Here is a 24,998-nt window from a genome sequence, read left to right as displayed (position 1 = left end):
TAGAGTAGCAACGATATCTGATCTGCAAACAGGACAGCACCATTATGTCTCTTAGGGAATGGTTAATTGCCATCGGTATCCTGGTTATTCTGGGTATTGTTATTGATGGTTTGCGGCGTATGAGGCGCGCCCGCAAGGAATCGATCGCGATTTCCTCTGGTATGGGGGCGGATGACCTTGACGATTCCCCGCTTGAAAAAGACTACAACCCCGAGCTTCCCAACGGAGGGGCCCGCACCATTTCCCGCGATACCCTGGAAGAACGCGGTTATGTGAAGCCCGAAAAAAGCCGTTTTGCAAAGCCGCCGCAGAAGCCTACCCGACCGGTTGTTACCAGCACCCGGGAAGAAATGCCGGATGACACAGCGCCGTACGAAGCACCGGAAGAATTTGCCGCCAGTGAAGACGACCACAGCGGGTTTCACTCCGATACTGGTTGGGGGGCAGTTGACGATGAATCAGAAATGCCTGCGCCCGATGACGAAATTGTGGGACAGGCCCGGGTCGTAGAAAGCCGGAAAGCCGAAGAGCCCCGGCCAGCAAGCAAAGACGCCCACGACGACTCCGTACCTCCCACGGTGACCACTGAGGTGGAGGAGGATACCGCTCGCCGGGAGCAGGCTGCTCGCGCTTCCGGACAACCACTGGCTGGTGCAAACCGCCCCGAAGCCCGTGAAGTGGTGGTTATCAATGTGTTGGCAAAGACAGATCAGAACTTTACCGGCCCTCGCCTGAAAGCGCTCTTTGAAGCCTGTGGCCTTGAACATGGCGACATGGACATCTATCACCGTCACGAACAGTCCGATACCACCAGTCCCGTCCAGTTCAGCGTTGCCAGTGCCGTGGAGCCGGGCACCTTCAAACCGGAAGATATGCCAGAGCTTTCCACGCCCGGCATCAGCTTTTTCATGAGCATGCCCGGGCCGACCAATTGCATGCAGGCTTTTGAGTTCATGCTGGAGACAGCGCAGTGTGTGGTGCGCAATCTGGGGGGCGAACTGAAAGATGAACGGCGCAGCGTGATGACACCCCAAACCATCGAACACTGCCGCCAGCGCATCCGTGAATTTGAACGTAAGCAACGATCCCCTCGAAAATGACCAAAGCCACCCCCGACGTGATCAGCCGGGCAGAAGAACTCCGGGACATCATCACTGAGCACAATTATCAGTATTACGTGCTGGATGATCCCCGGGTGCCAGATGCAGAATACGATCGCCTGTTCCGCGAACTCCAGGATCTGGAAGCCCAGCACCCCGATCTCGTGACTCCGGATTCCCCGACACGCCGGGTAGGGGCACAGGGGGAAACCACTTTTGAAGAAGTGGCACACCGGATTCCGATGCTGTCCCTGGATAATGCGTTCAGCGAAGAGGAACTGCAGGATTTCGACCGTCGGGTAAAAGACCGCCTGAAAACCGCCGAGGACGTCGAGTACGTCTGTGAGCCCAAGCTTGATGGGCTTGCAGTCAGTCTGCACTACGAGGACGGTATTCTTACCCGCGCCGCCACACGGGGCGATGGTTACACCGGTGAAGACATTACCGCAAATATCCGGACTATCCCTTCGGTGCCACTGAGGCTCCGGGGCGATTCGGTTCCTGAGCTTGTGGAGGTGCGGGGAGAGGTCTATATGCCCCTTGAGGGGTTTGAAACCCTCAATAAACGCCTGGCGGACCGGGGTGAAAAAACCTTTGTGAATCCTCGTAATGCCGCAGCAGGCAGCCTGCGTCAGAAGAAGCCCTCCGTTACTGCACGGCGCCCGCTTGAGATGTGTGCCTACAGTGTGGCGCTGGAGGATGAGAGCCGTCTGCCGGCAACACACTGGGAAGGGTTGCAACTGGTAAAAAGCTGGGGCTTCCGGATAAACCCGGAAATGCGCAAGGCCACGGGCGTGGAGGCCTGCCTGGAGGCCTATAACGATCTTATGGACAAGCGGGCAAGCCTCCCCTACGAGATTGACGGTATCGTCTTCAAGGTTAACAGCCTTGCGCTGCAAGAGAAGTTGGGTTTTGTGTCCCGGGCGCCGCGCTGGGCCATCGCCCAAAAGTTCCCCGCCCAGGAAGAACTCACTGTCATTGAGGATGTTGAGTTTCAGGTGGGGCGCACCGGTGCCATAACGCCGGTGGCCCGTCTCAAGCCGGTGTTTGTCGGCGGCGTCACGGTCAGTAACGCCACTCTCCACAATATGGATGAAATTCGTCGTCTGGATGCACGCATTGGCGATACCGTTTTCGTTCGCCGGGCCGGCGACGTCATTCCGCAGGTGGTCAAGGTGGTTACCGAGCGTCGGCCGAAAAACGCCCGGGTTGTTGAGCTGCCGGAAAACTGCCCGGTATGTCAGTCCGATATCGTACAAATTGAGGGCGAAGCCGTGGCCCGCTGTTCCGGCGGCCTGTTCTGCCCGGCCCAGCGCAAGGAGGCTATTCGCCATTACGCGTCCCGCAAGGCTCTGGATATTGAGGGCCTGGGTGACAAGTGGATCGACATTCTGGTGGACCGGGAACTGGTGAGCACCGTTGCTGACCTCTATCGCCTGAAGAAATCCGACCTGACCGGCCTTGACCGGATGGGGGAGAAATCGGCGGGCAACCTGATCAGTGCGATCGATCGATCCCGGCATCCGGTGTTGTGGAAGTTTGTTTATGCGCTCGGTATCCGGGAGGTCGGCGAAGCCACCGCCAAAGCGCTGGCCAGCCACTTTGGAACACTTGAGGCCATCAGTGAAGCTGATGAGGATGCCTTGCAGTCTGTTCCTGATGTGGGGCCGATCGTTGCCGGCCACATTCGCAGTTTCTTCGATCAACCCCACAATCAGGAAACCATCCAGGCGCTCAGAGACGCCGGCGTAGAGTGGCAGAGCGAGGAGATAACCGCTGCGGACAAGCCGCTGAAAGGGGAAACCTGGGTGCTTACAGGCAGCCTGTCCGGCATGACCCGTGATGAGGCAAAGGCCAGGCTGGAAGCCCTCGGTGCGAAAGTGGCCGGGAGTGTTTCAAAGAAAACAGCCTGCGTCGTCGCCGGTGAGGCGGCGGGCTCAAAACTCACCAAGGCTGAAAGTCTGGAGGTGCCAATCATGGATGAGCAGGCGTTTACCGACTTTCTTTCAAACCATGGCGTCCAGAGCTGAAACCGCGGCGCCCGCTATGATCACACCGTGATCCGAATCTGAGAACTCGCGCAGATCCCGCCTCCGGGAAATTGATTACCATGAGATTGTTCTGTAACGGTGTGTAAAGCACCCATAAAAACAATGCTCTGAAACGGACTTTTCCATGCGCGCCGATTCGTTACCCCGCTTTTCCCTCCGGGCTGTCTGCCTGGGCCTGCTGTCACTGTTTCTTGTTGCCATCGCCGGTTGTAAAACCGAACAGGATGCGGACGACCCGGTCATTCTTGGTGTACCGCCAGTAGACGCGTACCTGGGTGTGGAGTATGCCTACAATTTTGGCGCCTTCGACAGCGACGACATCCTCGACTATTCCCTGACCAATGCGCCCTCCTGGCTTGCCCTGGAAGATACCAGCAACAAGGCCCGGCAAGGGGTGATCATGCGGGGGGTGCCGGGGCTGACGGGTGGAAGTCGTGGCCGGGACGACCTTGGAACTACCGAGAATATCAATCTTGTTGCCAACGACGGCAGTGCCTCGGGGTCACAGTCGTTTGAATTAGAAGTTCAGGAAAATGTGCTCAGCCTGGCGATGGAAGATTTTACCGAAGGTGAGGCAACGGAAGTTCCCGAGGAAAGGGATAACCGCTGCGAAGCGCCGGAACTGGATGAGATCGGCCGCCATACCTATGAGGCGGATACCTACGGCGACGATGGCTCGGTAACCGGAACGGAAACGCGAACCAGGGATACCTATCCGGTACTGGTGCGTGTTCTGCTGGATCAACCCTCGGTTACTCGCGTGGCGGTGGCTTTCGAGCTGGATAGCAGCTTCAACCCCCAGCGTTGCGACGACGGCTTCGAGGCGCCTCACCAACGCTGCGAGAATGGGGCGGCGAATGATAACGAAGCCATTATCGGCAAGGATATTGTCGGCCTTGGTAGTGGAAGTGAAGCATCACTGCCTGTGCCTTCGTACCTTGAGTACCAGCCCGGGGAGGAAGGGTTTCTCTCCAGGGGCGTGATTACCCTCGAACCGGGCATCACCGAGTGCTACATACGGCTGGAAGTGATTGAAGACAGGGAAGCCGAGCCCCTTGAAACCCTCAACATCAGGCTGACTGAAGTGCGTTCCGGACTGGCCGGGCTGGGGAGTTCCAACTCCGGCGTCAGAGAGCTGCTACGCATCAAAGACAATGAGCCGTCTGTGCGTATTGAAACCGTGGCCCGTGGTACCCGCGATGCTATTAACGTCGGGACGATTCGTGAATATCGCGCGCTGCTCAGTGGCGAACGCGTTGGTACCTACAGTGTAAAACTGGGCGAGGACGATGACTCGGAAGCAGTGCAGGGGGAAGACTTCTTTGTTCAGGTTCGTAACACTGAGGGCGAGTGGGATGACGGAGACATTCTGAAGTTCAGAGAGGGCATCGAAGAAGTCGGCTTCCGTATCAGGGTCCCGGGCTCCTACACCAATGGCCAGCTCGAGAATGACCGATTCATACTGCTTGGCCTCAATGAGCGCTACCAGGCAGGGCGGGAAAACTTTGCGGCGGCTGCTGACGCAGACCCGTTGCGGGTCAATATCAATGAGCTCACCTCGCCGGTTGCTGTTGGTACGGAGAGTGGTTTTGTTCCCACCGACACGGCACTCGGACACAACGGTCGGCTTTTCGTGACCGGTTACCGTGCCGACGACAGTAACCGGCCCTGGATCCGGATCTACAGCCAGAAGGGTGATATGACGGAACAACAGCTGTCCCTTGCCTCGGTCTCGGTGGAAGCCCCGCCGGTGATTGGCTTCGCGGAACGCGAGGTGGAAGAAGGGGGCGAGGATGTCACTCGCTATGAGTTCGCGGTATCGTTCGGCAGTGACCAGACAGCTGAAGGTGATCCCGGCGGTAATGGTATCGATGTTCACACCCTCCTGTATTTCTTCGATACGGCACAGGATCCGGACAGTTATGTGCAGGTTTGGCAAACCGTTAACGGAACCGCTGGTGATGATGTTCCGCGCTGGACAGGGATCGACCCGGACAGCGGCTTTGTGGTCAATGCCGGCGAAACCAGCGGCCAGTGGCCTGGCGAGACCTCCGCGGGAGGGGTGGATAGCTTCCTTCAGCGTATTGATACGAAGAAGGATGGCGACTCATTGACGCCGGAACTGGCCTGGACCAGGCAGGTGGGCTCGTCTGGCCTTGAGTCCGTGGTTGGCGGTAGTGGGGAAACGAGTAGTCCGCTGCTGATAGGAAGCACAGCGGGACAAGTCAGGGGCGAACCGACTAATGGCGGCAAGGATGTTTTATTTTATATTGCCAGCAGCGCAGACAGCACTATCACGGTGAATCAGCGTGGCACTACAGGCAACGAAACACTTTCCGACGGAATCTACGGCACCAATAACGTGTGGCTGCTGGGCAACAGTGACGGTGACTACCGGGTGGACTCGGAAGATGGTGACCGTTCACTTGAACGCGACCAGCTTAACAGTCAGGCAGGATTTCTACTGTCCTACACGGTGGTCGGGGATGTTACCCGTGGCTTTACTTTCAACGATCTGGATGACGCTTCGAGGGAAACGCTAAACGCGGTAGTTACCTACGATGGCGACATTCTGGTCGGCGGAAGCACTAACGGCAACTTCTCTGCCAGTGAGGACAACAACCTGGGTCAGCCAATCCTTGCAAGGATCTCGCTCAATGAAGAAAGCAATGACAGCGATGAGAGCGACGATGAAACGGAGGCCAGCCGTGAGTGGCGAAAGCAGTTCTCCGTCGGGGCGGAAGACGCGGAAATAGTCCGTCTTGCAAACTACCGGAACGATGAAATTGTTGCGCTGGTCAAGGTCTCCGGTGCCACGTCAGACCGCTGGGAAGTACGACTGTATACCGGAGAGGGGCGCTCGCTGCACTGACACAGGGTTGCAGGGCTATACGCTGCCTTCATGGCTGCTGGCGCTGGCATAAAGCCGGAGGTAATCCGTGCTGGTTACTATCCCGCTGGGATGGCCATTTTCGTCGATAACCAGTGCGGCATTGAGCTGGTGGACCAGCATCAGCCTTGCCAACTGATGCGCATCGGTTTCCGGCGAGGCCGTCAAAAATGCCGGTAACTCGATATTCACAAAACCGGACTCCAGGGAGTTGGCGCCGGCCTGGTGCAACCAGGAAAGTAACCATCTCAGGTCCACAAGCCCCGCGACATTGTCCTCGGCGGTAATCACAATGTGGTGTATACCGTTCTCTTCCATGGTATCCAGCGCCTCGGCTACCGAGGCATTGGCTGGCAAGGCAAACAGCGCCGGCGTGCAAATCTGGGAAACCGGCAGATAGGCTCGCCGCTCCTTGGGTTCCCCGGCCGCAGTAGCCCCATATTCCTCAAGCGCCCGGTGACGACCGGACCTGGCGGCCAGTTGAAACTCGGCATCGGTGGTATCGCTGTGGCTGACGTCGATTTTATGGGGTTCTGTCAGTTCTGTGACGTCACCCACACGGCGGCCCCGAAACACCTCGGGAAGGCGTGTACCGACCGGGCGGCCGGGTTCACTGACATGAATGGACATAGTGGTTTGCTCCGGTAATAACAGGGCCTTGTCAGGTTATCGGCCGGATATTGGATTCCTTCAGGCGCCAATAGTTTCCGATTGCACTACTTCCGGCTGGTGGCAGCGCTGGGTTGCCACGCGTCTGGCAAGGGAGGCCGGCAGGCATCGTGGCTGGTTGGTGATGCGGTCGGCCAGGTACTCTGCCAGCAAGGGGGCATAGGTCAGCCCCTTGCTGCCCAACCCGGTAAACAGATCGATGCCCTCAAGAATGCGGCCTGCCTGATCCGTCAGAGGGCCAGCAACTGGCTGGTAATCATGGGTTGTACATCGAAACCCCACTTTGCCCTCAAGCAGGGCTGGGTCGATCTTCTCTACCGCACCTTTGAGCGCAGTGGGGACCATGGAGGTCAGCATTGAGAGGTTCTCACGGTGGCTTTCAGCAGAAAGCGCCGGTGAGTGATCGTGAAGATCGAAACTTGCGCCTGTCAGCGCGATTCCCTTGTGCGCCGGATTGATATAACCCGGCCCGCAAAGAACAACGGACGGGTTGTTAAGTGAGGATGCCGGTATATGGGAAACCTGGCCGCGAATGGTCCGGAAGCGGAATTTGTTGCGCAGCGGTATCAGGTTCGGGCTGAGGTGGCCGCCACAGATGACCACCCGGTCTGCAATCACATCCTGCTCGCCATTGCCGGCGATGTGCCACTTGCCATTACAGGGGGTCAGCCGGTGAACATCGAAGCCGAAGCAGCGATGTATCCGCGGGTGGTTCACCAGTGAGCGGCAAAGCAAGCCGGGCTCCAGCCAGCCACTGCGGGGGAACCAGAAGCCACCCCTTTGAAGCGGGATGCCGGCTAGCCGGGAGGCTTCTGTGGCGTCTACGGCGCGGAGAACGGACGGCGGATAATCATTACGGGCGGCGAACCGCGCCTGTCGATCCGCTTCCACATCACTATAGGCCAGTTGGATCAGGCCGGTTGGGTGCCAGTAGTCGCCGCCAGATTGAGCGTAATAGCGCTGACTGAAAAGCAGTGAGCTGAGACCAAGCTTCGCCTGGTCATTGAACTCCACGCCGAGTTTCACATACAGGGCGCCCTGATAGTTGCCGGATGCGGCAGTGCCAGCATCTGCCGCCTTGTCGATCAGCGTTACTTCCAACCCACGATCCGCCAAGTTGCGAGCTAACAGGCTGCCGGCAACGCCAGCGCCGATAATGGCAATGGAGCGGGACGCCGTGTTGTTGTCAGTTCCGTCCGCCTCCGGTGCCAGAGGAAGCTCTCCGCTCAGCATCTCGAGTTTATGACCGAACCCGGGGGTTTTACGCATGGCAAATCCGGTGTTCGCGAGCAATCTGCGGACTTCGCCAACAGCGGTAAAGGTGGCCATGGTAGTGCCAGGTCGGCTATGGTTTCTCAATGCCGTGATCGCGGCATCGCTCCACATGCCGGGGTTCTTGGCCGGGGCAAAGCCATCCAGGAACCAGGCATCCGCCTGGAAGTCCAGTTCGCGCCATGCATCCAGTACGTCTCCGAAATACAGCGTAAGCCGGACCCGTCCCCCGGCCAGAACCAGGCGATGCGCGCCATGAACGGGGGGCGGATAATGTTCAAGCAGCTGGGCTGAATACTCTTCGAGCTCCGGCCACGAGGACAGGGCCCGGGCAAGATCGGTGCGATCCAGTGGGTAACGCTCGGCGGACACAAAATGAAGGCATGCATTGGCACCAGGGTTGGACGCTTCCCAGGTTTGCCAGGCAGCGAGAAAATTCAGGCCGGTGCCAAACCCTGTTTCGGCAATGACGAACGCGCTGTCAGCCGGAGTCGCGGAAAACCTCTGGCCCAGCCGGTTGTGGCGAATGAAGACATGGCGGGCTTCCTCCAGCCCGTCATCGCGACTGAAATAGACATCGTCAAAACGAGTGGAGCAGGGGACACCGTCCCGCCACTCGATGGTAGCGGTTTCAATAGCTGGGGGGCTGGTCTCCGTTGTCACTGTCTTGGCACCGTCTGATTATTCGGCTGCTACTCTTTGGCGTTGTCGCCCTTTCTCTGGGATACACTTCGGATGACGATGGGCTCCTTCGGTACATCGGCCATGCCGCGAGACCGGCCGGTGGGCTTGCCCGCGATAGCGTCTACCACCCCCATGCCACCACTGACTTTGCCGAATACGGTATAGCCCGGCCCGCGAACACCAGCATCAAGAAAGCTGTTATCGGTCAGGTTGATGAAGAACTGGGAGGTAGCGGAATCGGGGGAACTGGTACGGGCCATGGCAATGGTGCCCCGCAGGTTTTTGGCCGTTGGTTTGGCCTCGTTGCGCACCGGATCGCGGGTCTCCTTGCGGCTGAGGTTTTCGTCAAAGCCGCCACCCTGGATCATGAAGCCCGGAATAACCCGGTGGAAGATCGTTCCCTCGTAGAATCCGTTCTCGACGTAGGTGAGGAAATTATCCACGGTTTGCGGCGCAATGTCCGGGCGCAATGTTATTTCAATCACGCCCTCACTGGTCTCAATAATCACCTGCGGTAATTCGTTCTGGCGCTCCTGGGCCGAGAGTGATGAGAAGATGCCCAACGACAGGGTTACACAGAGAAGGATCTGCATCACATAACGAAACGGTTTAACGGGATTTGGCATTCTATAATGGCTCTCGTTGTTAGCTCCGGAGTAGTTTGCTGCCATACTCTGATGACTGCTGCCTGAGGGCGGATATTAACAGATATCCGGGGTCAGGTCGGCCAGAATCCATAGGGAGTTTATGAGTATCAAGTAACCTTTTACCACGTCAGCGGCGCTGATGTGTCCAGGCCGGGCCGGGTAGTACGGCAGTCACAGTGAATACAGGGAGGCATACCGTGAAAATCCGTCAGGGTTTCGAAGAAAAATCCCGCCTTGGCCGGTTGCTGATCAACCGAGGCTACCTTTCCGAGCGTCAGCTGGAAGAAGGTCTGCGTCTGCAGCATGAAACCGGCCAGCGATTGGGTGAGGTGTTTGTCCAGTCAGGCTGGATTAGCGAGCGGGAGCTCCACCGTGTTCTGAAGCACCAGTCCCGATACCGCAACGCGGCTGCGCTGGTCACCATGGCCGTTCTGCCATTCCAGCCGCTGGTAAGCTTTGCCGCAGGTAATACTACAGGTGACTCCCGGGCATCTGCTGACGCCGGTCAGTTGTATGAGCAGTCCGGATTCGTGCCGATGACTGATGCAGCTCTGGCGGGTGTTTCGGGGCAGGGGGATCAGGCATTGCTGGACCGGGTTGCCAGCGTGTCAGCAATGGCCGGGGTGGGTAACAGTGAGGGCGGTGCCGGAGAGGTCGAGCCCGATGTGATTGAAGGGCTGAAACTGACGGCCAATATTTTTGTGCCGATACTGAATTTTCTGGATTCAGATCTGACCATCACCGGTGTGCACTATCGCGATAACGAACCGCGCTATAAGCTACTGGCGAACGGCGGCCTGCAGATGGCATTTCCAGAGCGGATAGAACAGATTCGCATGGACAATATCCGGGTCAGCGGCACGCAGGGGCCATCCATGGGTAACATTGCAATCGACAACATCCGTTTTCACCCCGATTCGCAGATGACGGTGTACACCCGCTGAGGCGGCGGGTGTACATCAGCGTTCAGAGTCAGGCGCTGGCAAGAATGGTGCTATGGGAAACCGCTTTCTGTTCTCCCTGTGCTCCGTAAAGCTTCTGATGCCCTGCAACACCACGGAAAATGTCCGTCAGGCGGGAAAGGCGTTTCTGGAGGTGGCTGATAACCCGGCCATTGGTGTGGTTCATTTCCTGGCAGCTTCGCAGGCGCCTGTCAGCGTCTTCCCAGAGTTTGAGCAGGTCCGGTAGCCCGGCGCTACGAATGAACCGCGAAGGTTCACCGCTTTCCGGGCGAAACCCCATGGCAACCAACAGGCGGATTTTCCGTTTCGCGCTTTCACGGATCTGTTCCAGCAATCGGTTCTTTTCACCGGTCAGTGATTCAAGCTGGCGGATGTCCGAGCCAGACAGGCAGGCTTTTTCCTGGTTGAGAACGCCCGCCAGTGTTTCCAGCTGACGGATATCCTCGGCAAGAAGTGTTTTCAGTTCATCAATTGCGGCCATGATTTACTCACCCGAAAATGCTTTCATCCATCTCAAGCATTTTCTGGGCCAGTTTCTCCGCATCAATCTTGTAAGAGCCATTTTCCAGCGCAGACCGGATCTGTTCGATGCGATCATCGTCCATTTCCGGGAAATTGCCGAGTTTCTGCTCAAGCTGCTTCAGGTCTTTTGCCTGGCTGCTAAGATTAACATTCTCTCCCCGGGCACTCTGCGCCTGAGTTTTCGCCTGCTCTCCTGCAGAAGGCTGCGGAGTCTGGGCACCGGAGGACTTGTCGGCCGTGGTTTTCTGGGTGTTGACCTGGCCTGGGCCTATTCCATTAAAGTCAACTGACATAACGTTACCTGCTTAGCTGATCGGCCGCATTGGGCGGCTCCACGAGTTTCATACCTGTCTATCGGCATGCCTTTACATTTCTTTAGCAAATTTTTACACGGTAGAGATTACAAGTCTGTCATCTGATTTGTCGGCGGCAAAAACCTGCCGGCCGTGGCCAGAAAATGCCGTGGCAACGGCACTACATGGGAATCTCCACGCGGCCCGGTGCTGTGACACGGGCGCGGACTGTGCGGGATGACGACAAATTCTCCACCAGAACCTGTTCGCCGATTGCGCCACTGGCCAGAGCTTTTCCACGGGAGTTTACCGAAAAGTTTCCGCTGCGTGCGCTGATAATAACATGATCTCCCCGTTCGATTGCCGCCGGGGCCAGCAGCAGATCCGGGGTGAATACGGTTCCGGTGTTGACTCCGCGCCGCATTTCCATCCCGACCAGTTGATCCTCGCTGGTGATGGCACCTCTCCTGATGGCGTTCACCACGACTGTGTCGGTGCGTAGCGCGCTCTGTGTCAGGCGTTCCCCCCTGCCGAGAGGGCGGGCCGCAACTATGGCATCACCGGTAATGCTAACTGAGACCGGCAGGAACATACGCCAGGGCCGCGAACCTTCGCAGGAAACCAGTAGTGAGGGCTGGGTGGTCTTCCAGGGGTCACCACTGAAAGACACCTCTATCGAGTTGTCGCAGGTGGCCAGGGACAGGCGGGCGTCGAGGCTGCCGCTGTCATATTCAACGTCAAAACCCTCACCTGCCTGTTCTTTGGCAAACGCACCGAGGAACCTCTCCGCAGCCATTGTTATCTGGTCCGCGGTCGTGTCAGCCCCCATGGCAGTGCCTGTCATGGTAGACATTAGCAGTGCGGTAACGAAAATGGTGATGCGCATACGCCGCAGTTTGTCCTATGCTGTGAATAGTCGGGCAAGGCCCCGTAATTCGGGAAATTCCTAATGATTTCCAGATCCGGCCGTTAAGCCCATTCAAAGAGTCAATAAACCGGCACATTTTCAGTGTCGGCTGGCGCCTGACAGTGTTAAAGCAATATGCGTGCCTTACAGTAAATGTGCGCGCCAGTGGCAGGTTGGTCCGAGCAGGAGAAGAAACATGGCAGGGGTGTTGGACAGCGTTAATCAGCGTACGCAGCTGGTGGGACAAAACCGCCTGGAGCTTCTGCTATTCCGGCTTCGTGGCCAGCAGATGTATGGCATCAATGTGTTCAAGGTCAAGGAAGTGCTTCAGTGCCCAAAGCTGTCTTCCCTGCCGAACAGCCGGCCCATGGTGTGTGGGGTAGCGCACATCCGGGGCGAGACGATTCCGATCATTGATCTTGCGATGTCGATACGGCTCCCGGCCATTCCCCGGGAAGAGTTGGCAAACTGCTTTGTGATTATTACCGAGTACAACCGCAAGACCCAGGGGTTCCTGGTTGGGGGTGTCGATCGCATCGTGAACATGAACTGGGAGGACATACTGCCGCCACCCAAAGGGGCCGGGAAGGACGGTTACCTTACGGCGGTAACCCGTATTGATGAGAGAATTGTCGAGATCATCGATGTGGAGAAAATTCTTTCCGAGGTTTCACCGCTGGAACAGGATGTGGGCGAGGAGATACGCACCAGGAGCGCAGAGCGGGCGCCGGGCCACCTGCCGGTACTGGTAGTCGATGATTCGTCCGTTGCCAGGCGCCAGATTGAACGCTGCCTAACGGCCATTGGCATGGAAGTGGTTACCAAAAATGATGGCAAGCAGGCGTACGACTACCTGAAGGAAATCACAGCGGACGGTTCCCGTGCGGTTGATCACCTGTCATTGATTATCTCCGATGTCGAAATGCCGGAAATGGATGGGTACACTCTGGTTACCAGATGCAAGAATGAGCCTGCGATCAGGGATGTCTATATCATGCTGCATACCTCTCTCAGTGGCGTATTCAACAAGGCTATGGTGCAGAAAGTAGGTGCGGACGATTTCATGGCCAAGTTCAGCCCGGATGAGTTGGCTGAAAGGGTCATGGAAATAATCGACCGAGAGCAGTGAAGTTGCTGTCGCTTCCGACTCACCCAATATTGAGATCCGATGAAAGCTGAAATAACGCCACAGGAATACGAGGCCTTCAAAACGTTCCTGCAGGATGCGTGTGGCATTTTGCTAGGGGAGAACAAGCAGTACCTGGTCAAAAGTCGCCTCCGCAGAATCATGGAAGAGAACAAGCTCCATACCCTGGGCGACCTTCTGGAGCGGGTGAAGCGTTCCGGTCGCAGCAGCCTGAAAGAGGTGGTTATTGATGCAATGACCACCAACGAAACCCTGTGGTTCCGTGACAACCACCCGTTTCGGATCCTCCAGGATAAACTGCTGCCTGAATTCGGTGACCGGACGGGCACCCAGTCCCTGCGTATCTGGTCTGCGGCCTGTTCCACCGGCCAGGAACCCTATTCTGTGGGCATGATCATTGAAGAATTCCGGCGACAGCGGCCGGGCAAGCTCCGGGACGTGAAGATCACAGCCACGGACATCTCCAAAAGTGTGCTGGAAGTGGCGCGCCGAGGCGAGTACGAGATGATTGCCATTGGCCGTGGCCTCTCGCCCGAGCGCCAGAAACAGTTTTTTACACCTGCAATGAACGGCAGCTGGCAGATCAGGCCGCAGATCAAGAGTATGGTCGAGTTCCGTGAACTGAATCTGCTTGAACGCTACATGCTGGGCAAGTTCGATATTGTGATGTGCCGGAATGTGCTGATCTACTTTTCGGCGGAGCTGAAAAAGGACATCCTCACCCGTATCCATGCCACCCTCAATCCTGGCGGCTACCTGATACTGGGAGCGTCGGAATCGCTGAACGGGTTGCCTCATCTATACGAAATGGTGCAGTGCCACCCGGGGATCATTTACAGGAAGAAATAGGTCCGTCCTATGCCCCTCAATGTATGGATACTGGTTGCCGCCCAGGCGCTTGCCATGTGCACAGCGCCTTTCATTGTTTTTATCGGAAGCATCCACGGCCGTTTACTGGCCCCGTCGCCCGAACTGGCCACTCTGCCTGTCGGGCTTGTGGTTGTGGGCACGGTGCTGGCGATCAAACCTGCTACCTGGCTTATGGAGCGCATCGGGCGCAAGCCTGTGATGTTGATGGGGACGCTGGCCGGAACCTTTGCCGGTAGCCTGGGGGCACTGGCCGCCTGGACGGCGAGTTTTCCATTGTTGTGCGCGGCCGCCATGGTTGGTGGAACAGGGCTGGCGGTGGTGCACCAGTATCGTTTTGCGGCTATGGAGTCGGTGTCTCCCGACATGGCCGGGACAGCGGCCGCCAGAGTGTTACTGGGGGGATTGGGGGCCGCATGGCTGGGGCCGGAAATTGCTTTGGCCGGCGGTGGTGCCCAGGCGCAATTTCCCTTCATGGGAGGATGGCTCGCCCTGGCTGCGGTGCAGTTGTTTGCCATGATGGTGCTGGTGGTCGGGTATCGCGCCAGTGGCGAACAGGTGCGAGAAGTTGCCGCGGGCGGCGGCCGCGCAATGGCCACCATCCTGAGGCAGCCGGTGATCTGGGCCGCAATCAGTGCTGCTGCCATCGGTTACGCGATCATGAGCTTTATCATGACCGCAACCCCTCTGAGCATGACGGAAGTGGCCGATCATCCTCTCGAAGACGCCAAATGGGTTATCCAGATGCATATCATGGCCATGTATCTGCCGTCGCTGGTCAGCGGCTGGCTGATCCGGGTGGTGGGCATTCCCCGAATGATGGGGCTGGGATTACTGGCGTATCTTGGATGTGTGTTGCTGGCCTTCAGCGGTATTACTTTCCATCATTACCTGTCTGCCCTGGTACTGCTGGGTATTGGCTGGAATTTCCTGTTTGTGGGGGGTACAACGTTGCTGCCGCAAGGGTATCGGGATGAAGAACGCTTCCGGGTTCAGGGGCTGAATGACTTGATAGTGTTCGGATCACAGGCAACGGCTGCAATGAGTGCCGGCGCAGTACTGGCGGCGTTTCAGTGGACCGGACTGTTGCTGATTGCGGTGCCGTTCCTCATCCTCCATGGTGTATTGATGGCGGTCTGGCTTATGGGCCGCCCGGCAGCGAAGGAACTGGTGGAGTAGCAGGAGAGAGTCGAAGGACAGCGAGGCAGGGCAGAGTGGAGGGCAGGATAGGCGGCCACCAGCGCCCAGACAGAGCGCCGGTGGCCGTTTGCACTTAAGCCAGGTTGTAGATGAACACGATAGCCACGGCGATCGGTGTGAAATACCGCAGCACGCGATACCAGGCAGTGAATACCGCCGGTGACATCGACAGTTCCTCTTCCAGGACCTTGCGGGACAGGAACCAGCCGACAAATACCGCTACCAGGAGTCCTCCAAGCGGAAGCAGAATGTTGGCGGTGAGGAAGTCCAGCAGATCAAAGATAGTTTTACCTTCGAACATCGCGAACATGCCCAGCGGCGCCACATCGGACCACAGGTTCAGCGACAGAATGGAAGCGATACCCAGCAACCAGCACGCGATGCCAGCACCCAGGGTACTGAGGGTGCGGTTCATGCCTTTCTGTTCTTCCAGCCATTCCACAAGGGGCTCCAGCAGCGAAATGCCGGACGTCCAGGCGGCAAAAATCAGCAATACAAAAAACAGTGTGCCAAACAGGCTACCCATGGGCATCTGACCAAACGCCAGCGGCAGGGTCTGGAAGATCAGCCCCGGGCCCGCTCCCGGTTCAAGGCCGTTTGCAAAGACAATCGGGAAAATGGCCAGCCCGGCGAGCAGTGCCACCAGGGTATCCATTACAGAGACGGCGACAGATGTTTTGGCGATGGAAATGTTCTTCGGCAGATACGAGCCGTAAGCCATCATGATGCCCATGCCCAGACTGAGCGTGAAGAACGCATGGCCGAGGGCCACCAGCACGCCTGAAGTAGTGAGCTTGGAGAAGTCCGGCTGGAACAGGAAACTCACCGCCTGCCCAAAATGCCCGGTCGTCATGGCATAACCCACAACGATAAGCAGAAGCACGAAAAGGGCGGGCATCAATATACTCACAGCGCGTTCAAGGCCGGAGCGAACACCACGGGCAACCACCACCATGACCAGTGCCATGAACAGGGTATGCCACATCAGCAACTTCCAGGGATCACCCAACAGCCCGGTGAAGATAGCACCAATGGACTCGGCACTCTGGCCCGCGAGTTGGCCGGTGGCCGCGGTGCCCACATAGGAAATGGCCCAGCCACCTATCACCGAATAAAACGACAGAATCAGAAAGCCGGCCAGCACACCGATCGCGGCGACCCAGCGCCAAGCCGGTTTCAGGCCCTCGTGACTGGTGATGGCCCGCATGCTGTTGATCGGGCTGTGGCCCCCACGCCGACCGATCAGAACCTCGGCCATCATGATCGGCACGCCGACCGCGGCGATGCACAGCAGGTAGACCAGGACAAAGGCGCCGCCCCCGTTTTCGCCGGTTATGTAGGGAAACTTCCAGATATTGCCAAGGCCAACCGCGGAGCCGGTCGCGGCGAGTATAAACGCGAGACGGGAGGACCATAGCCCACGTGCGGCCGCCGCATTGTCCATGACACCACCTGCGGCGGCGGATGAAGAAGCATTGCTCATTGTATTCTCCTGTTTACTGTTGTTGTTTTCGGGGAACTCAGCAATAGCAGCGAGACCGCTGCTATCAACGGGATATATGCCTGAATCTTTCCTCAGCTAGTTGGTCGGCGATCTGCCCGGTGGGCAGGCCATCGCGGTCCGACCGCTCAAAAATCTCCTGCAGGGTATGGGCGATGGTGTCTACGTGCTTGCGGACAGCGTCGGGGTCCGGGCCCGTGCGCTCGTAGTACACGTCAATGATGCCGCCGGCGTTGATCACGAAATCCGGTGCGTAGAGCACACCATGTTTCCACAGCACCTGGTCGTGAATCGGGTTGGCAAGCTGGTTATTCGCCGCACCGGCAACGATTGGGGCCTGGAGCATTGCAATGGTTTGATCGTTCAGCACCGCACCCATGGCACAGGGGGCTACCACATCCACCGGCAGATAGAGGATTTCATCAGCCGTGACCGGGGTCGCGCCAAGTTCTGCCACTGCCCGGTCCATCTGGTCCTGATGGATGTCATAGACCCACAGTTTTGCGCCGGCTTCGGTGAGATGTTGCGCCAACCGGTAACCAACGTTGCCAATGCCCTGGATAGCCACTTTCAGACCTTCGAGGTCGCTGCGGCCAAGTTTGTGCTTCACTGCAGCCTGAAGGCCCACAAATGTACCCCAGGCTGTAGCGGGTGACGGGTCGCCATTGCTTGGTTTGCCGTCGAACCCGGGCCGTTCCGCTATGCCGGCTACATTGGCCGTGTGGCGACCCATGACTCTCAGGTCAGCAACACTGGTACCCGAGTCTTCGGCAGCGATATAGAGCCCGCCCAGCTGCTCAAGGAAGCGACCCATGGATTCCAGCAAGGCTTCGGTTTTATGCGCACGAGGGTCGCCTATGATGACGGACTTCCCGCCTCCGAGATTCAGGTTGGCGAGAGCGGACTTGTAAGTCATGCCCCGCGACAGCCGGAGCACATCCCGAAGGGCTTCCTCGTCGCTGGCATAGGGAAACATTCGGCACCCGCCCAGGGCCGGGCCCCGGGATGTATTGTGGACGGCGATGATGGCGCGCAGCCCTGTTTCAGGGTCACAGCAGAAGGTCAGGTGTTCGTGGTTGTCGAACTCCGGGTGTGTAAATACAGTCATTGTTCTGGTTCCTTTTTACGCGTTGGACAGTGATCACCCTGGTTGGGCATGCGTACGCTGATTGCGGCGCAGCCGAACCTGTTATCGGTAACGGGGGATAGACCGAAAACTCGATCGAGGCGAGGGCGATATGACGGTGGAACGCGTAAGAAAGGGTATTGAGGGGAGTTGCAGAATACGGGCGCAAGGGCCCATCATCAGGGACTGATTTACCGGTGACATACTGAAATCCTCTTCCACCAGGCCGGATCACGGCTTTCGTGGTCGTTTTATTGTTGTGCCCCGGCGGGTTGGCCGGCTGGCATGATTTCATTGGCAGGGCCCTTTTGGGGCCCGACGGAAAAAGACTAGATAGCTTTTACATCATCGTCAATGGCAGGAAATCACTCATTTTTTTGGCGAACTTGAAAACTTTAGCGGTAACAGATAGATAGCTCTACTTTACGTAAACGTAAATTTTTACGTTAGCGGGAACCGGTGGCCAGGTTTGGCTTAAATCTTTTGCAGGAATTCATATCATGCCTATTGCAAAAAACTTGATCGTGTCTGTTTTCGTGCTGATAGCGGGGTGCACAGGACTCCCTGAGGGAATTGATCCGGTAAGCAATCTGGACGTTGATCGTTATAAGGGCACCTGGTATGAAATCGCCCGTCTGGACCATTCCTTTGAAGAAGGCTTGTCCAACGTCACCGCGGACTACTCGCTTCAGGATGATGGCAGTATCCGCGTGATCAACCGGGGCTATTCGGAGGAGAATGGCAAGTGGGAGGAGGCAGAAGGCCGTGCGGTGTTCGTAGACGATGAAGCCAACGGCCACCTGAAAGTGTCTTTCTTTGGCCCCTTCTATGCGTCGTACGTGGTGTTCAGGCTCGATGAAGACTACCGGTTTGCCTATATCACCGGATACGACCGGGACTACCTCTGGTTCCTGTCAAAAACACCCACTGTGGAGGAGGAAGCCCTGGCGGAGTTCAGAAAAGTGGCGACAGAGAAAGGCTTCGATCTGGAAGAACTTATCGTCGTCGACCAGAGCCGGAACCGGTAGACCGGTGAGGTTCAGACCGGGAGGTGGCCGGTTTTTACCCAGATGACCGTTTCCTCGTCTACAAAGGGGTGATGCTGACTCATATGGGGGCTTCGCAGCCAGGTGCCGGCCGGGTAGCGCCCGTTTTCGTCACAGAACTCGCCCGACAACACCAGTATTTCTTCGCCTCCGAAGTGTCGGTGGGGTTGGAACTTCTCCTTCGAAGGCCACTTAACCAGCGCCACATGCTCGTGTTCGAATTCATGCAGCGGCATGACCTCCAGGCCACCAATGCCCGGCAACCATTCCGCCGTGTTCGTGTTGATACGGACAGTAGCGGTATCGCGCTCATCGAACTGATGGAGTTTTACAAACAGGGTGCATCCCTCCTTGCTGAACGGTGCATGGCCAGTGCCGGGCGGGTTTCGCAGGTAGGTGCCTTTACCGTAATCACCGGTTTCATCAGAGAAAACGCCATCAAGAACCATAATCTCCTCACCCAGGGGGTGCTCGTGGCGTTTGAAACTGGCACCGGGCTCGTAGCGGACAATGCTGGTAGCGTGACCGCGTTCGGCTTCCTCCCGCGCGAGAGGCTTGCGGAGCACGCCGCCTGCCGGGCTGGGGCTCCACTCCTGGTCCGCGGTATGGATGACGACTTTCTGGCTGAAATCCATGTTGAGCATGAGAAACTCCGGTTATGTGCGGTTACTTGATCAGTTTCTGAACGTCCCGGAAACGTGGGTGCTCGCAGTGTTGCATCCACTCAAAGGCTACCATTTCAACCGTCACGATGGTGGCGCCGGCCTGTTGCAGGCGCTCGAGTGCGGCATCGCGGTCATTGTCATGGCGGGACCCGGTTGCGTTTTCAACAACCCAGACGCCGAAGCCGGCGGCGAGCAACGACAGGGCCGTCTGCAACATGCAGACATGAGTCTCGCAGCCACCAATAATCACCTGATTACGATCGTTGGGAATGGCATCCACCAGGCCGCCGCCACAGGCGTCAAAGTGAATCTTGGTTACGGTCCGGTCAGCTAGGCCGGCAATGTCGTCATCGTTATGTCCCAGTTTTTCCGGAATCTGTTCCGTGGCAATCACCGGCACATTGAGAAGCTTCGCGATCCGTGCCAGCCTGACGCTTTCAGCCAGTACCAGGTTGCCGTAATTGATTGCGGGCATCAGCTTCTTCTGCAAATCTACCAATACCAGTGTTGATTGGTCGGCGCTCATCAGCATAACAGTCTCCTTAAGGCGCCAGTGGGGTCAGGCGCCTGTGCCAAGTATTACACAAACCCGGAGCCGCATTCCGCTGCCGTATAGCTACCAGGTATCAACCATTGCCCGCTGGCCTCCGTTCAGGGAAGCTGGATCCACAGAGTTCAGACCCCGAATCAGCCAGTCACGGGTTTCCGTAGGGTCGATCACCGCATCGATCTCCAGAAAGCTTGCCATGCTGACGCCTTTGCCGCGCTCGTAAAGTTTTCCCACCAGTTTGTCGAACAGGGCCTTGCGCTCGTCCTGGTTTTCCTCGGCTGCCAGTTCCTTGGCGAACCCCAGGCGCACAGCCCCCTCCAGGCCCATAGCCCCGAACTCACTGCTGGGCCAGCCAATGGTGAACATCGGTGCGTGAAAGCTCCCTGCGGCCATAGCCTGTGCGCCCAGGCCATAGCCCTTGCGCAGCACTACCGTGAAGAAAGGCACGGTCATGCTAGCGGCGGTGACGAACAGTCGGGAGACATGACGAATGGTAGCCTGTTGCTCTGCCTCTGGCCCGACCATGAAGCCGGGGGTGTCGCATAGTGAGAGCAGAGGCAGGCCGTGGGCGTCGCACAATTGCATGAAACGGGCGGCCTTATCTGCAGCGGGGGCATCGATGGCTCCACCAAGATGCATGGGATTGTTGGCGATTAACCCGAAAGCCTTGCCCTGGATGCGAACCAGCGCAGTAATCATTCCAGGCGCGAAATGCTTGCGCAACTCGGTCACTGAATCCTGGTCGGCGAGTGTGTTTATGACCTTCCGGATATCGTAAACCCGTAGGCGATTTTCCGGTATCAGGTGGCGCAACTCCCGTTGGTCAGCGCTGTCACCGGCGGGCAGATCACCCTGAAAGAAGGCGAGGTACTGTTTTGCGAGGCTAGTGGCTTCAGCCTCGTCCCGGGCGACGATATCAATCACCCCATTGGGGCCCTGGACAGAGACCGGCCCGACTTCCTCAGGCGTGAACCGCCCAAGCCCGCCACCTTCAATCATTGCCGGGCCCGCCATGCCGATGGTGGCGTTTTCGGTGGCAATGATGACATCGCAACAGCCCAGCAGGGCGGCATTACCGGCAAAACACCGGCCGGATGCAATACCGATTAGCGGTACATTGCCACTGAGCCTGGCCATGCGCATGAAGGTTGTGCAATCCAGCCCGGCTACGCCAACCCAGTCCACGTCGCCGGGCCGGCCCCCGCCGCCTTCGGTGAAAAAGACCAATGGCAGCCGTTGTTTTTCAGCCAGCTCCAGCATGCGGTCGGTTTTTTTGTGGTTCATTACCCCCTGGGTGCCGGCAAACACCGTGTAGTCGTAGCTCATGGCAATGCATCGTGAGATTTCCGGGCCAAACTGCTCGCCGTTGACGGTGCCGATGCCCGCGACCAATCCATCTGCGGGGCTGAGGGCCTGCAATTCCTCAGGGCTTCGGCGGGTGCGTTGAGCGGCAAGTGCCAGGGCGCCGTACTCCATAAAACTCCCGGTATCGAGCAGGTCCGCCAGGTTTTCACGGGCGGTTCTCTGGCCGGTCTTGCGGCGTTTCGCGACCGCTTCAGGTCGTTGCACGTCGGTGATCTGCTGGTGAAGAGAGATTACCTGTTGTAGATCTGCACGAATGTGCTCGAGATCCATGGATTCTTCTGTAGGCACATCCGCCCCGGCGATCTCTTCAGGCTCCACAAACATCAGCGGATGGTCTTCGTAGACAGGATCTCCAGCGCTGATGGTCAATGCCACGACGCGCCCGCTTTGGCCGGCGCTGATCACGAACTCCATTTTCATGGCTTCCAGTACGGCTACCTGTTGTCCTTCAACAACCACCTGGCCGGGTTGCACGTCGATACTGACGATGATGCCCTGCGCCGGAGATCTGACCGGCTCTGCACCTTCTGGCCCGGTGGCGACAGTGGAATCGTTGGCCTCTATAGGAGGAGGCCCACTGAAGTAGCGACTCGGGTGGGGGTTTTGGTCGATTGGGGCGAGTTCCTGCCCATGAGTGTCGATAAACCGGGTAAAAACGGTGTTGTTCCGGACCTGGCTGTGCTGAAGCAGGTTCTGCAGGAACGGAATATTGGTAGGAACACCTTCCACCCGGAATTCACACAGCGCTCGGTAGGCGCGACGGAGCAGGGCGGGATAATCACCCTCGGAATGGACAACCAGTTTCGCCAGTAGGGAATCGTAGGCCGGGCTGGTGATATAGCCACTGTATCCGAATCCGTCCACCCGAATGCCCGGCCCGCTTGATGGCTCATAGGCGGTAATCTGCCCCCCTGCGGGCGTCGCGCTGCCATCCGCCGCCATGGTTTCCAGGTTGATCCGCAGCTGGATCGCCTGGCCCCGGGGCTCAGGAACGCTGGTAATTCCGGCGTCAGCGAGAGTCAGGCCAGCGCCAAGGCGGATCTGGAGCTGCACCAGATCCAGCCCGGTAATGGCTTCGGTAATCGTGTGTTCGACCTGTACACGAGGATTGGCTTCCAGAAATACATATTGGCCGGTTCGTATATCCACCAGGAACTCAATGGTGCACAGCCCACGGTATCCCACGGCGCGGCCGAGCATTTCCGCATCTGCCAACAGTTGTTCTCGCAGGCCTGCTGCAAGGCCAGGAGCCGGCGCTATTTCCATGACTTTCTGGTTGCGCCGTTGCAGGGTGCAGTCTCGCTCCCACAGGTGCGTGACTTCCGTGCCATCACCGATAATCTGAACTTCAATGTGTCGGGCCTCGGGTATCATCTGCTCGATGTACAGATCGCCGTTACCAAAGGCCGCGGACGCTTCTGACCGGCAGCGATGGAACGCAGGCTCCAGTTCCTCAAGTGAATGGACCGGCCTCATGCCCCGGCCACCGCCACCGGCGATCGCCTTGAGCATAACGGCGCCGCCCTCGCCAAGGGATTCCAGGAAGGACCTGGCTGAGTCCAGGCTGGTGGGTTCGTTGGTGCCATGAATCAATGGCACCCCGTGCTTCTTTGCCAGTTGTCGGGCGCTTGCCTTGTCGCCAAAAACATCAAGCACAGCCGGAGAAGGCCCGATAAAGAACACACCGGCCTTTTCGCACAGCCGTGCAAACTCCGCGCTCTCGCTGAGAAACCCATAACCGGGGTGGATGGCATCACAGTGATACTCTTTGGCTACGCTGAGCAACTGCTCCCCGTTCAGGTAGGCCGCTGGTCCGGCTTGGCCCAGGGCCACTGCAACGTCCGCTTTTCGTATGTGCAGCGACTGGGCGTCATCCGCTGCATACACCGCTACCGTCGGTATATCCAGTTCAGCAGCAGCTTGTGCAACACGGATGGCAATCTCACCACGATTGGCAATCAGCAGGCGTTGGAAGGGCATGGATCAGGGTATCCTCTGGAAATTATTGTTCGAAGCAACACCATAGACTAGACCGGTCGTGTCAGGGGTTGAAGTGATCTTTACTTATCGTTGAATATCAATCGTATTGATGGTTGAGCCTCATGCTGCACCTGTTCAATCGCCAGCCAACACCCGCATTGACCGTACGGCTGGCAAAACGATTTTAAAATTGGAGTTGCCAAACCGGCATAAAACCATTAGAGTTTGCGCCCTCAAATGAGCGACGACGTTGCTGATTTGGAACGATTTATTTAAAGAGTATTGGAGAGGTGGCCGAGTGGCTGAAGGCGCACGCCTGGAAAGTGTGTAAACGTTAATAGCGTTTCGAGGGTTCGAATCCCTCCCTCTCCGCCAATACCAAACCCCAGCAGAAATGCTGGGGTTTTTTATTGGCCGATTGGCAGGGTAAGAAGAACTCTCGCGGGTTCGACCGGAGGCCCGAATGATCCCTCCCTTCGATGGGCGATATCCCGCTATTCCCTGCGCCGGGCTCTCTTTACTGAATACATCACTTCATCCGCTCGAGCCAACAAGACATCAGGCAGTTTCATCTCGGGCTCTGACGTCACCACGCCGACGCTGGCCCCTTCGTAATCGATACTTGCGGTACCGAGGTGAAACGTGCCGCGGGTAAGGTCTTCAAGACGCTTGCGTATTGCTTTTCGGCTGCGATCGTAATCGCAGGAAACGGCGCTGCCGAAAACGACGAATTCGTCGCCGCCAATCCGCGCCACGAAATCGCCGTCGCGAAGGCCGCCTTTAAGTTTTCTTGCCATTTCGATGAGAAACCGATCTCCGGCATCATGGCCATGGTTGTCGTTAATCGATTTGAAACCATCCAGATCAATGAAAGCCAGATGGATCACGCTCCCTGCGCGGTTCGCATTAGCCAGTGAGCGCTTGAGTTCAGCTTCCATCGCCCGACGGTTGGAAATGCCGGTCAGTGGATCGGTCAGGGCGTACTCCCGGAGCGTAATATGCTCCCGCCTGAGTGTTGCAAGTAACTGATCCCTCTCCAGCTGGCGGGCAATCAACCTGCCAAACATGGTGAGCAGACGCCGGGCCTCGTCGGACACGGGCACCTTCTGTTTACTCGCGCCGCACAGAGTGCCGTAAAGTTCGTTGTCGCCTATACACACGGGTTCGCTGATGTAGGTGGTCAGCCCCAGGTGTTTGGCAGCCTCCGAATCACCCCACTGATTTCCGACATCATTGGTGAACATCCGCCCCTCGTCGATGGCCCGCTTGCATAGAGTATCGCCCCAGGGAACGGATAGCCCTTCAGGAATAGACAGGTCCTTGCTGTTGCGGGCAAACACAATTCTCTGGAGGCCGTTTGCACTATCAATATGCGTGAGATAGGTCGATTCCAGACCAGTCACGGCCTCCAGGAGTTCCAAGAGAGATCGGACCAATGACTCAAGATCCTCATCTTCGGAGACAGCAACTGCCAGTTTGTTCAAAACGTCATTCATTACGGCCACGCTATTATTTCTTTGAATATCAGAACTCTTGTTGGTGTCTAGACGGGCA

The 24,998-nt window shown here is 57.5% G+C and carries 20 protein-coding genes and 1 tRNA gene; 9 read left to right on the top strand and 12 right to left on the bottom strand.

Annotated features, from left to right (window positions below; all coding sequences use genetic code 11):
- Positions 1–44: 44 nt before the first annotated feature.
- From zipA to FO268_RS11580, 3 genes are all read left to right on the top strand, one after another.
- Positions 45–1,100, top strand: coding sequence for a cell division protein ZipA (gene zipA, locus FO268_RS11590; RefSeq protein WP_150993076.1), 1,056 nt, complete (start codon positions 45–47; stop codon positions 1,098–1,100).
- Positions 1,097–3,130: an NAD-dependent DNA ligase LigA gene (gene ligA, locus FO268_RS11585; RefSeq protein WP_150993074.1), complete on the top strand. Its 2,034-nt coding sequence runs from the start codon at positions 1,097–1,099 to the stop codon at positions 3,128–3,130. Before zipA ends, ligA begins: the two co-directional genes overlap by 4 nt.
- Before the next feature lie 145 nt (positions 3,131–3,275).
- Complete coding sequence (locus tag FO268_RS11580; RefSeq protein WP_150993072.1) at positions 3,276–6,023, top strand: hypothetical protein; 2,748 nt, start codon at positions 3,276–3,278, stop codon at positions 6,021–6,023.
- Positions 6,024–6,038: 15 nt separating this feature from the next.
- Here the strand turns inward: FO268_RS11580 and FO268_RS11575 are convergent, their stop codons facing one another.
- From FO268_RS11575 to FO268_RS11565, 3 genes are read right to left on the bottom strand one after another with little or no spacing between them, the layout of a single operon-like run.
- Positions 6,039–6,671, bottom strand: coding sequence for a CBS domain-containing protein (locus FO268_RS11575; RefSeq protein ID WP_150993070.1), 633 nt, complete (start codon positions 6,669–6,671; stop codon positions 6,039–6,041).
- Between the two features lie 60 nt (positions 6,672–6,731).
- Positions 6,732–8,645, bottom strand: coding sequence for a bifunctional tRNA (5-methylaminomethyl-2-thiouridine)(34)-methyltransferase MnmD/FAD-dependent 5-carboxymethylaminomethyl-2-thiouridine(34) oxidoreductase MnmC (mnmC, locus tag FO268_RS11570; protein ID WP_150993068.1), 1,914 nt, complete (start codon positions 8,643–8,645; stop codon positions 6,732–6,734).
- 29 nt (positions 8,646–8,674) lie between these two features.
- Entirely contained in the window at positions 8,675–9,262 is a 588-nt protein-coding gene (locus FO268_RS11565; RefSeq protein WP_404802921.1) for a peptidylprolyl isomerase, read from the bottom strand.
- A 248-nt stretch (positions 9,263–9,510) separates the two neighbouring features.
- Here FO268_RS11565 and FO268_RS11560 point away from each other — a divergent pair, with 248 nt between their 5' ends.
- Positions 9,511–10,257 carry a pilus assembly protein PilB gene (locus tag FO268_RS11560; RefSeq protein WP_150993065.1) on the top strand — a complete coding sequence of 249 codons (747 nt, stop codon included), beginning with the start codon at positions 9,511–9,513 and terminating at the stop codon, positions 10,255–10,257.
- A 28-nt stretch (positions 10,258–10,285) separates the two neighbouring features.
- Here FO268_RS11560 and FO268_RS11555 read toward each other — a convergent pair whose 3' ends face one another.
- From FO268_RS11555 to flgA, 3 genes are all read right to left on the bottom strand, one after another.
- Positions 10,286–10,756 (bottom strand): flagella synthesis protein FlgN, encoded by a 471-nt coding sequence (locus FO268_RS11555; RefSeq protein WP_150993063.1) that lies wholly within the window; start codon positions 10,754–10,756, stop codon positions 10,286–10,288.
- Positions 10,757–10,763: 7 nt separating this feature from the next.
- On the bottom strand, positions 10,764–11,090 hold the full coding sequence (flgM, locus tag FO268_RS11550; RefSeq protein ID WP_150993061.1) for a flagellar biosynthesis anti-sigma factor FlgM: 327 nt from the start codon (positions 11,088–11,090) through the stop codon (positions 10,764–10,766).
- Positions 11,091–11,271: 181 nt separating this feature from the next.
- Positions 11,272–11,976: a flagellar basal body P-ring formation chaperone FlgA gene (gene flgA / locus FO268_RS11545; RefSeq protein WP_150993059.1), complete on the bottom strand. Its 705-nt coding sequence runs from the start codon at positions 11,974–11,976 to the stop codon at positions 11,272–11,274.
- A 217-nt stretch (positions 11,977–12,193) separates the two neighbouring features.
- Here flgA and FO268_RS11540 point away from each other — a divergent pair, with 217 nt between their 5' ends.
- Genes FO268_RS11540 through FO268_RS11530 form a run of 3 tightly spaced genes read left to right on the top strand, consistent with a single transcriptional unit; the run spans position 12,194 to position 15,190 of the window.
- Complete coding sequence (locus tag FO268_RS11540) at positions 12,194–13,126, top strand: chemotaxis protein CheV (protein WP_150993057.1); 933 nt, start codon at positions 12,194–12,196, stop codon at positions 13,124–13,126.
- A gap of 39 nt (positions 13,127–13,165) precedes the next feature.
- Positions 13,166–13,993 carry a CheR family methyltransferase gene (locus tag FO268_RS11535; RefSeq protein WP_150993055.1) on the top strand — a complete coding sequence of 276 codons (828 nt, stop codon included), beginning with the start codon at positions 13,166–13,168 and terminating at the stop codon, positions 13,991–13,993.
- A gap of 9 nt (positions 13,994–14,002) precedes the next feature.
- A complete protein-coding gene (locus FO268_RS11530) occupies positions 14,003–15,190 on the top strand; it encodes an MFS transporter (protein WP_150993053.1) in 1,188 nt (395 codons plus the stop codon).
- 94 nt (positions 15,191–15,284) lie between these two features.
- Here the strand turns inward: FO268_RS11530 and FO268_RS11525 are convergent, their stop codons facing one another.
- Both FO268_RS11525 and FO268_RS11520 read right to left on the bottom strand, forming a co-directional pair.
- Complete coding sequence (locus FO268_RS11525; protein WP_150993050.1) at positions 15,285–16,694, bottom strand: sodium-dependent transporter; 1,410 nt, start codon at positions 16,692–16,694, stop codon at positions 15,285–15,287.
- 64 nt (positions 16,695–16,758) lie between these two features.
- The gene (locus FO268_RS11520; protein WP_150993048.1) at positions 16,759–17,820 is read right to left on the bottom strand and encodes a Glu/Leu/Phe/Val family dehydrogenase; all 1,062 of its coding nucleotides are present in this window, start codon (positions 17,818–17,820) and stop codon (positions 16,759–16,761) included.
- Positions 17,821–18,338: 518 nt separating this feature from the next.
- Here FO268_RS11520 and FO268_RS11515 point away from each other — a divergent pair.
- Positions 18,339–18,866 (top strand): lipocalin family protein, encoded by a 528-nt coding sequence (locus tag FO268_RS11515; protein ID WP_150993046.1) that lies wholly within the window; start codon positions 18,339–18,341, stop codon positions 18,864–18,866.
- An 11-nt stretch (positions 18,867–18,877) separates the two neighbouring features.
- Here FO268_RS11515 and FO268_RS11510 read toward each other — a convergent pair whose 3' ends face one another.
- The 3 genes from FO268_RS11510 to FO268_RS11500 all read right to left on the bottom strand — a co-directional run bounded on the left by FO268_RS11510 (position 18,878) and on the right by FO268_RS11500 (position 23,444).
- On the bottom strand, positions 18,878–19,528 hold the full coding sequence (locus tag FO268_RS11510) for a cupin domain-containing protein (RefSeq protein WP_150993044.1): 651 nt from the start codon (positions 19,526–19,528) through the stop codon (positions 18,878–18,880).
- 22 nt (positions 19,529–19,550) lie between these two features.
- Positions 19,551–20,081, bottom strand: coding sequence for an isochorismatase family protein (locus FO268_RS11505; protein WP_150993042.1), 531 nt, complete (start codon positions 20,079–20,081; stop codon positions 19,551–19,553).
- 84 nt (positions 20,082–20,165) lie between these two features.
- Complete coding sequence (locus tag FO268_RS11500) at positions 20,166–23,444, bottom strand: carboxyl transferase domain-containing protein (RefSeq protein ID WP_150993040.1); 3,279 nt, start codon at positions 23,442–23,444, stop codon at positions 20,166–20,168.
- A gap of 284 nt (positions 23,445–23,728) precedes the next feature.
- Here FO268_RS11500 and FO268_RS11495 point away from each other — a divergent pair.
- Positions 23,729–23,819, top strand: a tRNA-Ser gene (locus FO268_RS11495).
- A gap of 119 nt (positions 23,820–23,938) precedes the next feature.
- Here FO268_RS11495 and FO268_RS23275 read toward each other — a convergent pair.
- The gene (locus tag FO268_RS23275; protein WP_150993038.1) at positions 23,939–24,940 is read right to left on the bottom strand and encodes a sensor domain-containing diguanylate cyclase; all 1,002 of its coding nucleotides are present in this window, start codon (positions 24,938–24,940) and stop codon (positions 23,939–23,941) included.
- Positions 24,941–24,998: the final 58 nt, after the last annotated feature.

Source organism: Marinobacter denitrificans (genome assembly GCF_008795955.1).
GTDB classification, from domain to species: Bacteria; Pseudomonadota; Gammaproteobacteria; order Pseudomonadales; family Oleiphilaceae; genus Marinobacter; species Marinobacter denitrificans.
Note: the sequence above shows the minus strand (reverse complement) of the source record. Positions and strands in the feature narration are given on the sequence as shown.

Excerpts from the sequence above, each read along its gene's own strand:
- FO268_RS11580 (WP_150993072.1), top strand. The coding sequence starts at position 3,276 with ATGCGCGCCGATTCGTTACCCCGCTTTTCCCTCCGGGCTGTCTGCCTG.
- FO268_RS11520 (WP_150993048.1), bottom strand. The coding sequence starts at position 17,820 with ATGACTGTATTTACACACCCGGAGTTCGACAACCACGAACACCTGACC.
- FO268_RS11575 (WP_150993070.1), bottom strand. The coding sequence starts at position 6,671 with ATGTCCATTCATGTCAGTGAACCCGGCCGCCCGGTCGGTACACGCCTT.
- FO268_RS11540 (WP_150993057.1), top strand. The coding sequence starts at position 12,194 with ATGGCAGGGGTGTTGGACAGCGTTAATCAGCGTACGCAGCTGGTGGGA.
- zipA (WP_150993076.1), top strand. The coding sequence starts at position 45 with ATGTCTCTTAGGGAATGGTTAATTGCCATCGGTATCCTGGTTATTCTG.
- FO268_RS23275 (WP_150993038.1), bottom strand. The coding sequence starts at position 24,940 with ATGAATGACGTTTTGAACAAACTGGCAGTTGCTGTCTCCGAAGATGAG.
- flgA (WP_150993059.1), bottom strand. The coding sequence starts at position 11,976 with ATGCGCATCACCATTTTCGTTACCGCACTGCTAATGTCTACCATGACA.
- flgM (WP_150993061.1), bottom strand. The coding sequence starts at position 11,090 with ATGTCAGTTGACTTTAATGGAATAGGCCCAGGCCAGGTCAACACCCAG.
- FO268_RS11510 (WP_150993044.1), bottom strand. The coding sequence starts at position 19,528 with ATGCTCAACATGGATTTCAGCCAGAAAGTCGTCATCCATACCGCGGAC.
- FO268_RS11535 (WP_150993055.1), top strand. The coding sequence starts at position 13,166 with ATGAAAGCTGAAATAACGCCACAGGAATACGAGGCCTTCAAAACGTTC.
- FO268_RS11555 (WP_150993063.1), bottom strand. The coding sequence starts at position 10,756 with ATGGCCGCAATTGATGAACTGAAAACACTTCTTGCCGAGGATATCCGT.
- FO268_RS11530 (WP_150993053.1), top strand. The coding sequence starts at position 14,003 with ATGCCCCTCAATGTATGGATACTGGTTGCCGCCCAGGCGCTTGCCATG.
- FO268_RS11515 (WP_150993046.1), top strand. The coding sequence starts at position 18,339 with ATGCCTATTGCAAAAAACTTGATCGTGTCTGTTTTCGTGCTGATAGCG.
- FO268_RS11505 (WP_150993042.1), bottom strand. The coding sequence starts at position 20,081 with ATGCTGATGAGCGCCGACCAATCAACACTGGTATTGGTAGATTTGCAG.
- ligA (WP_150993074.1), top strand. The coding sequence starts at position 1,097 with ATGACCAAAGCCACCCCCGACGTGATCAGCCGGGCAGAAGAACTCCGG.
- FO268_RS11525 (WP_150993050.1), bottom strand. The coding sequence starts at position 16,694 with ATGAGCAATGCTTCTTCATCCGCCGCCGCAGGTGGTGTCATGGACAAT.
- FO268_RS11500 (WP_150993040.1), bottom strand. The coding sequence starts at position 23,444 with ATGCCCTTCCAACGCCTGCTGATTGCCAATCGTGGTGAGATTGCCATC.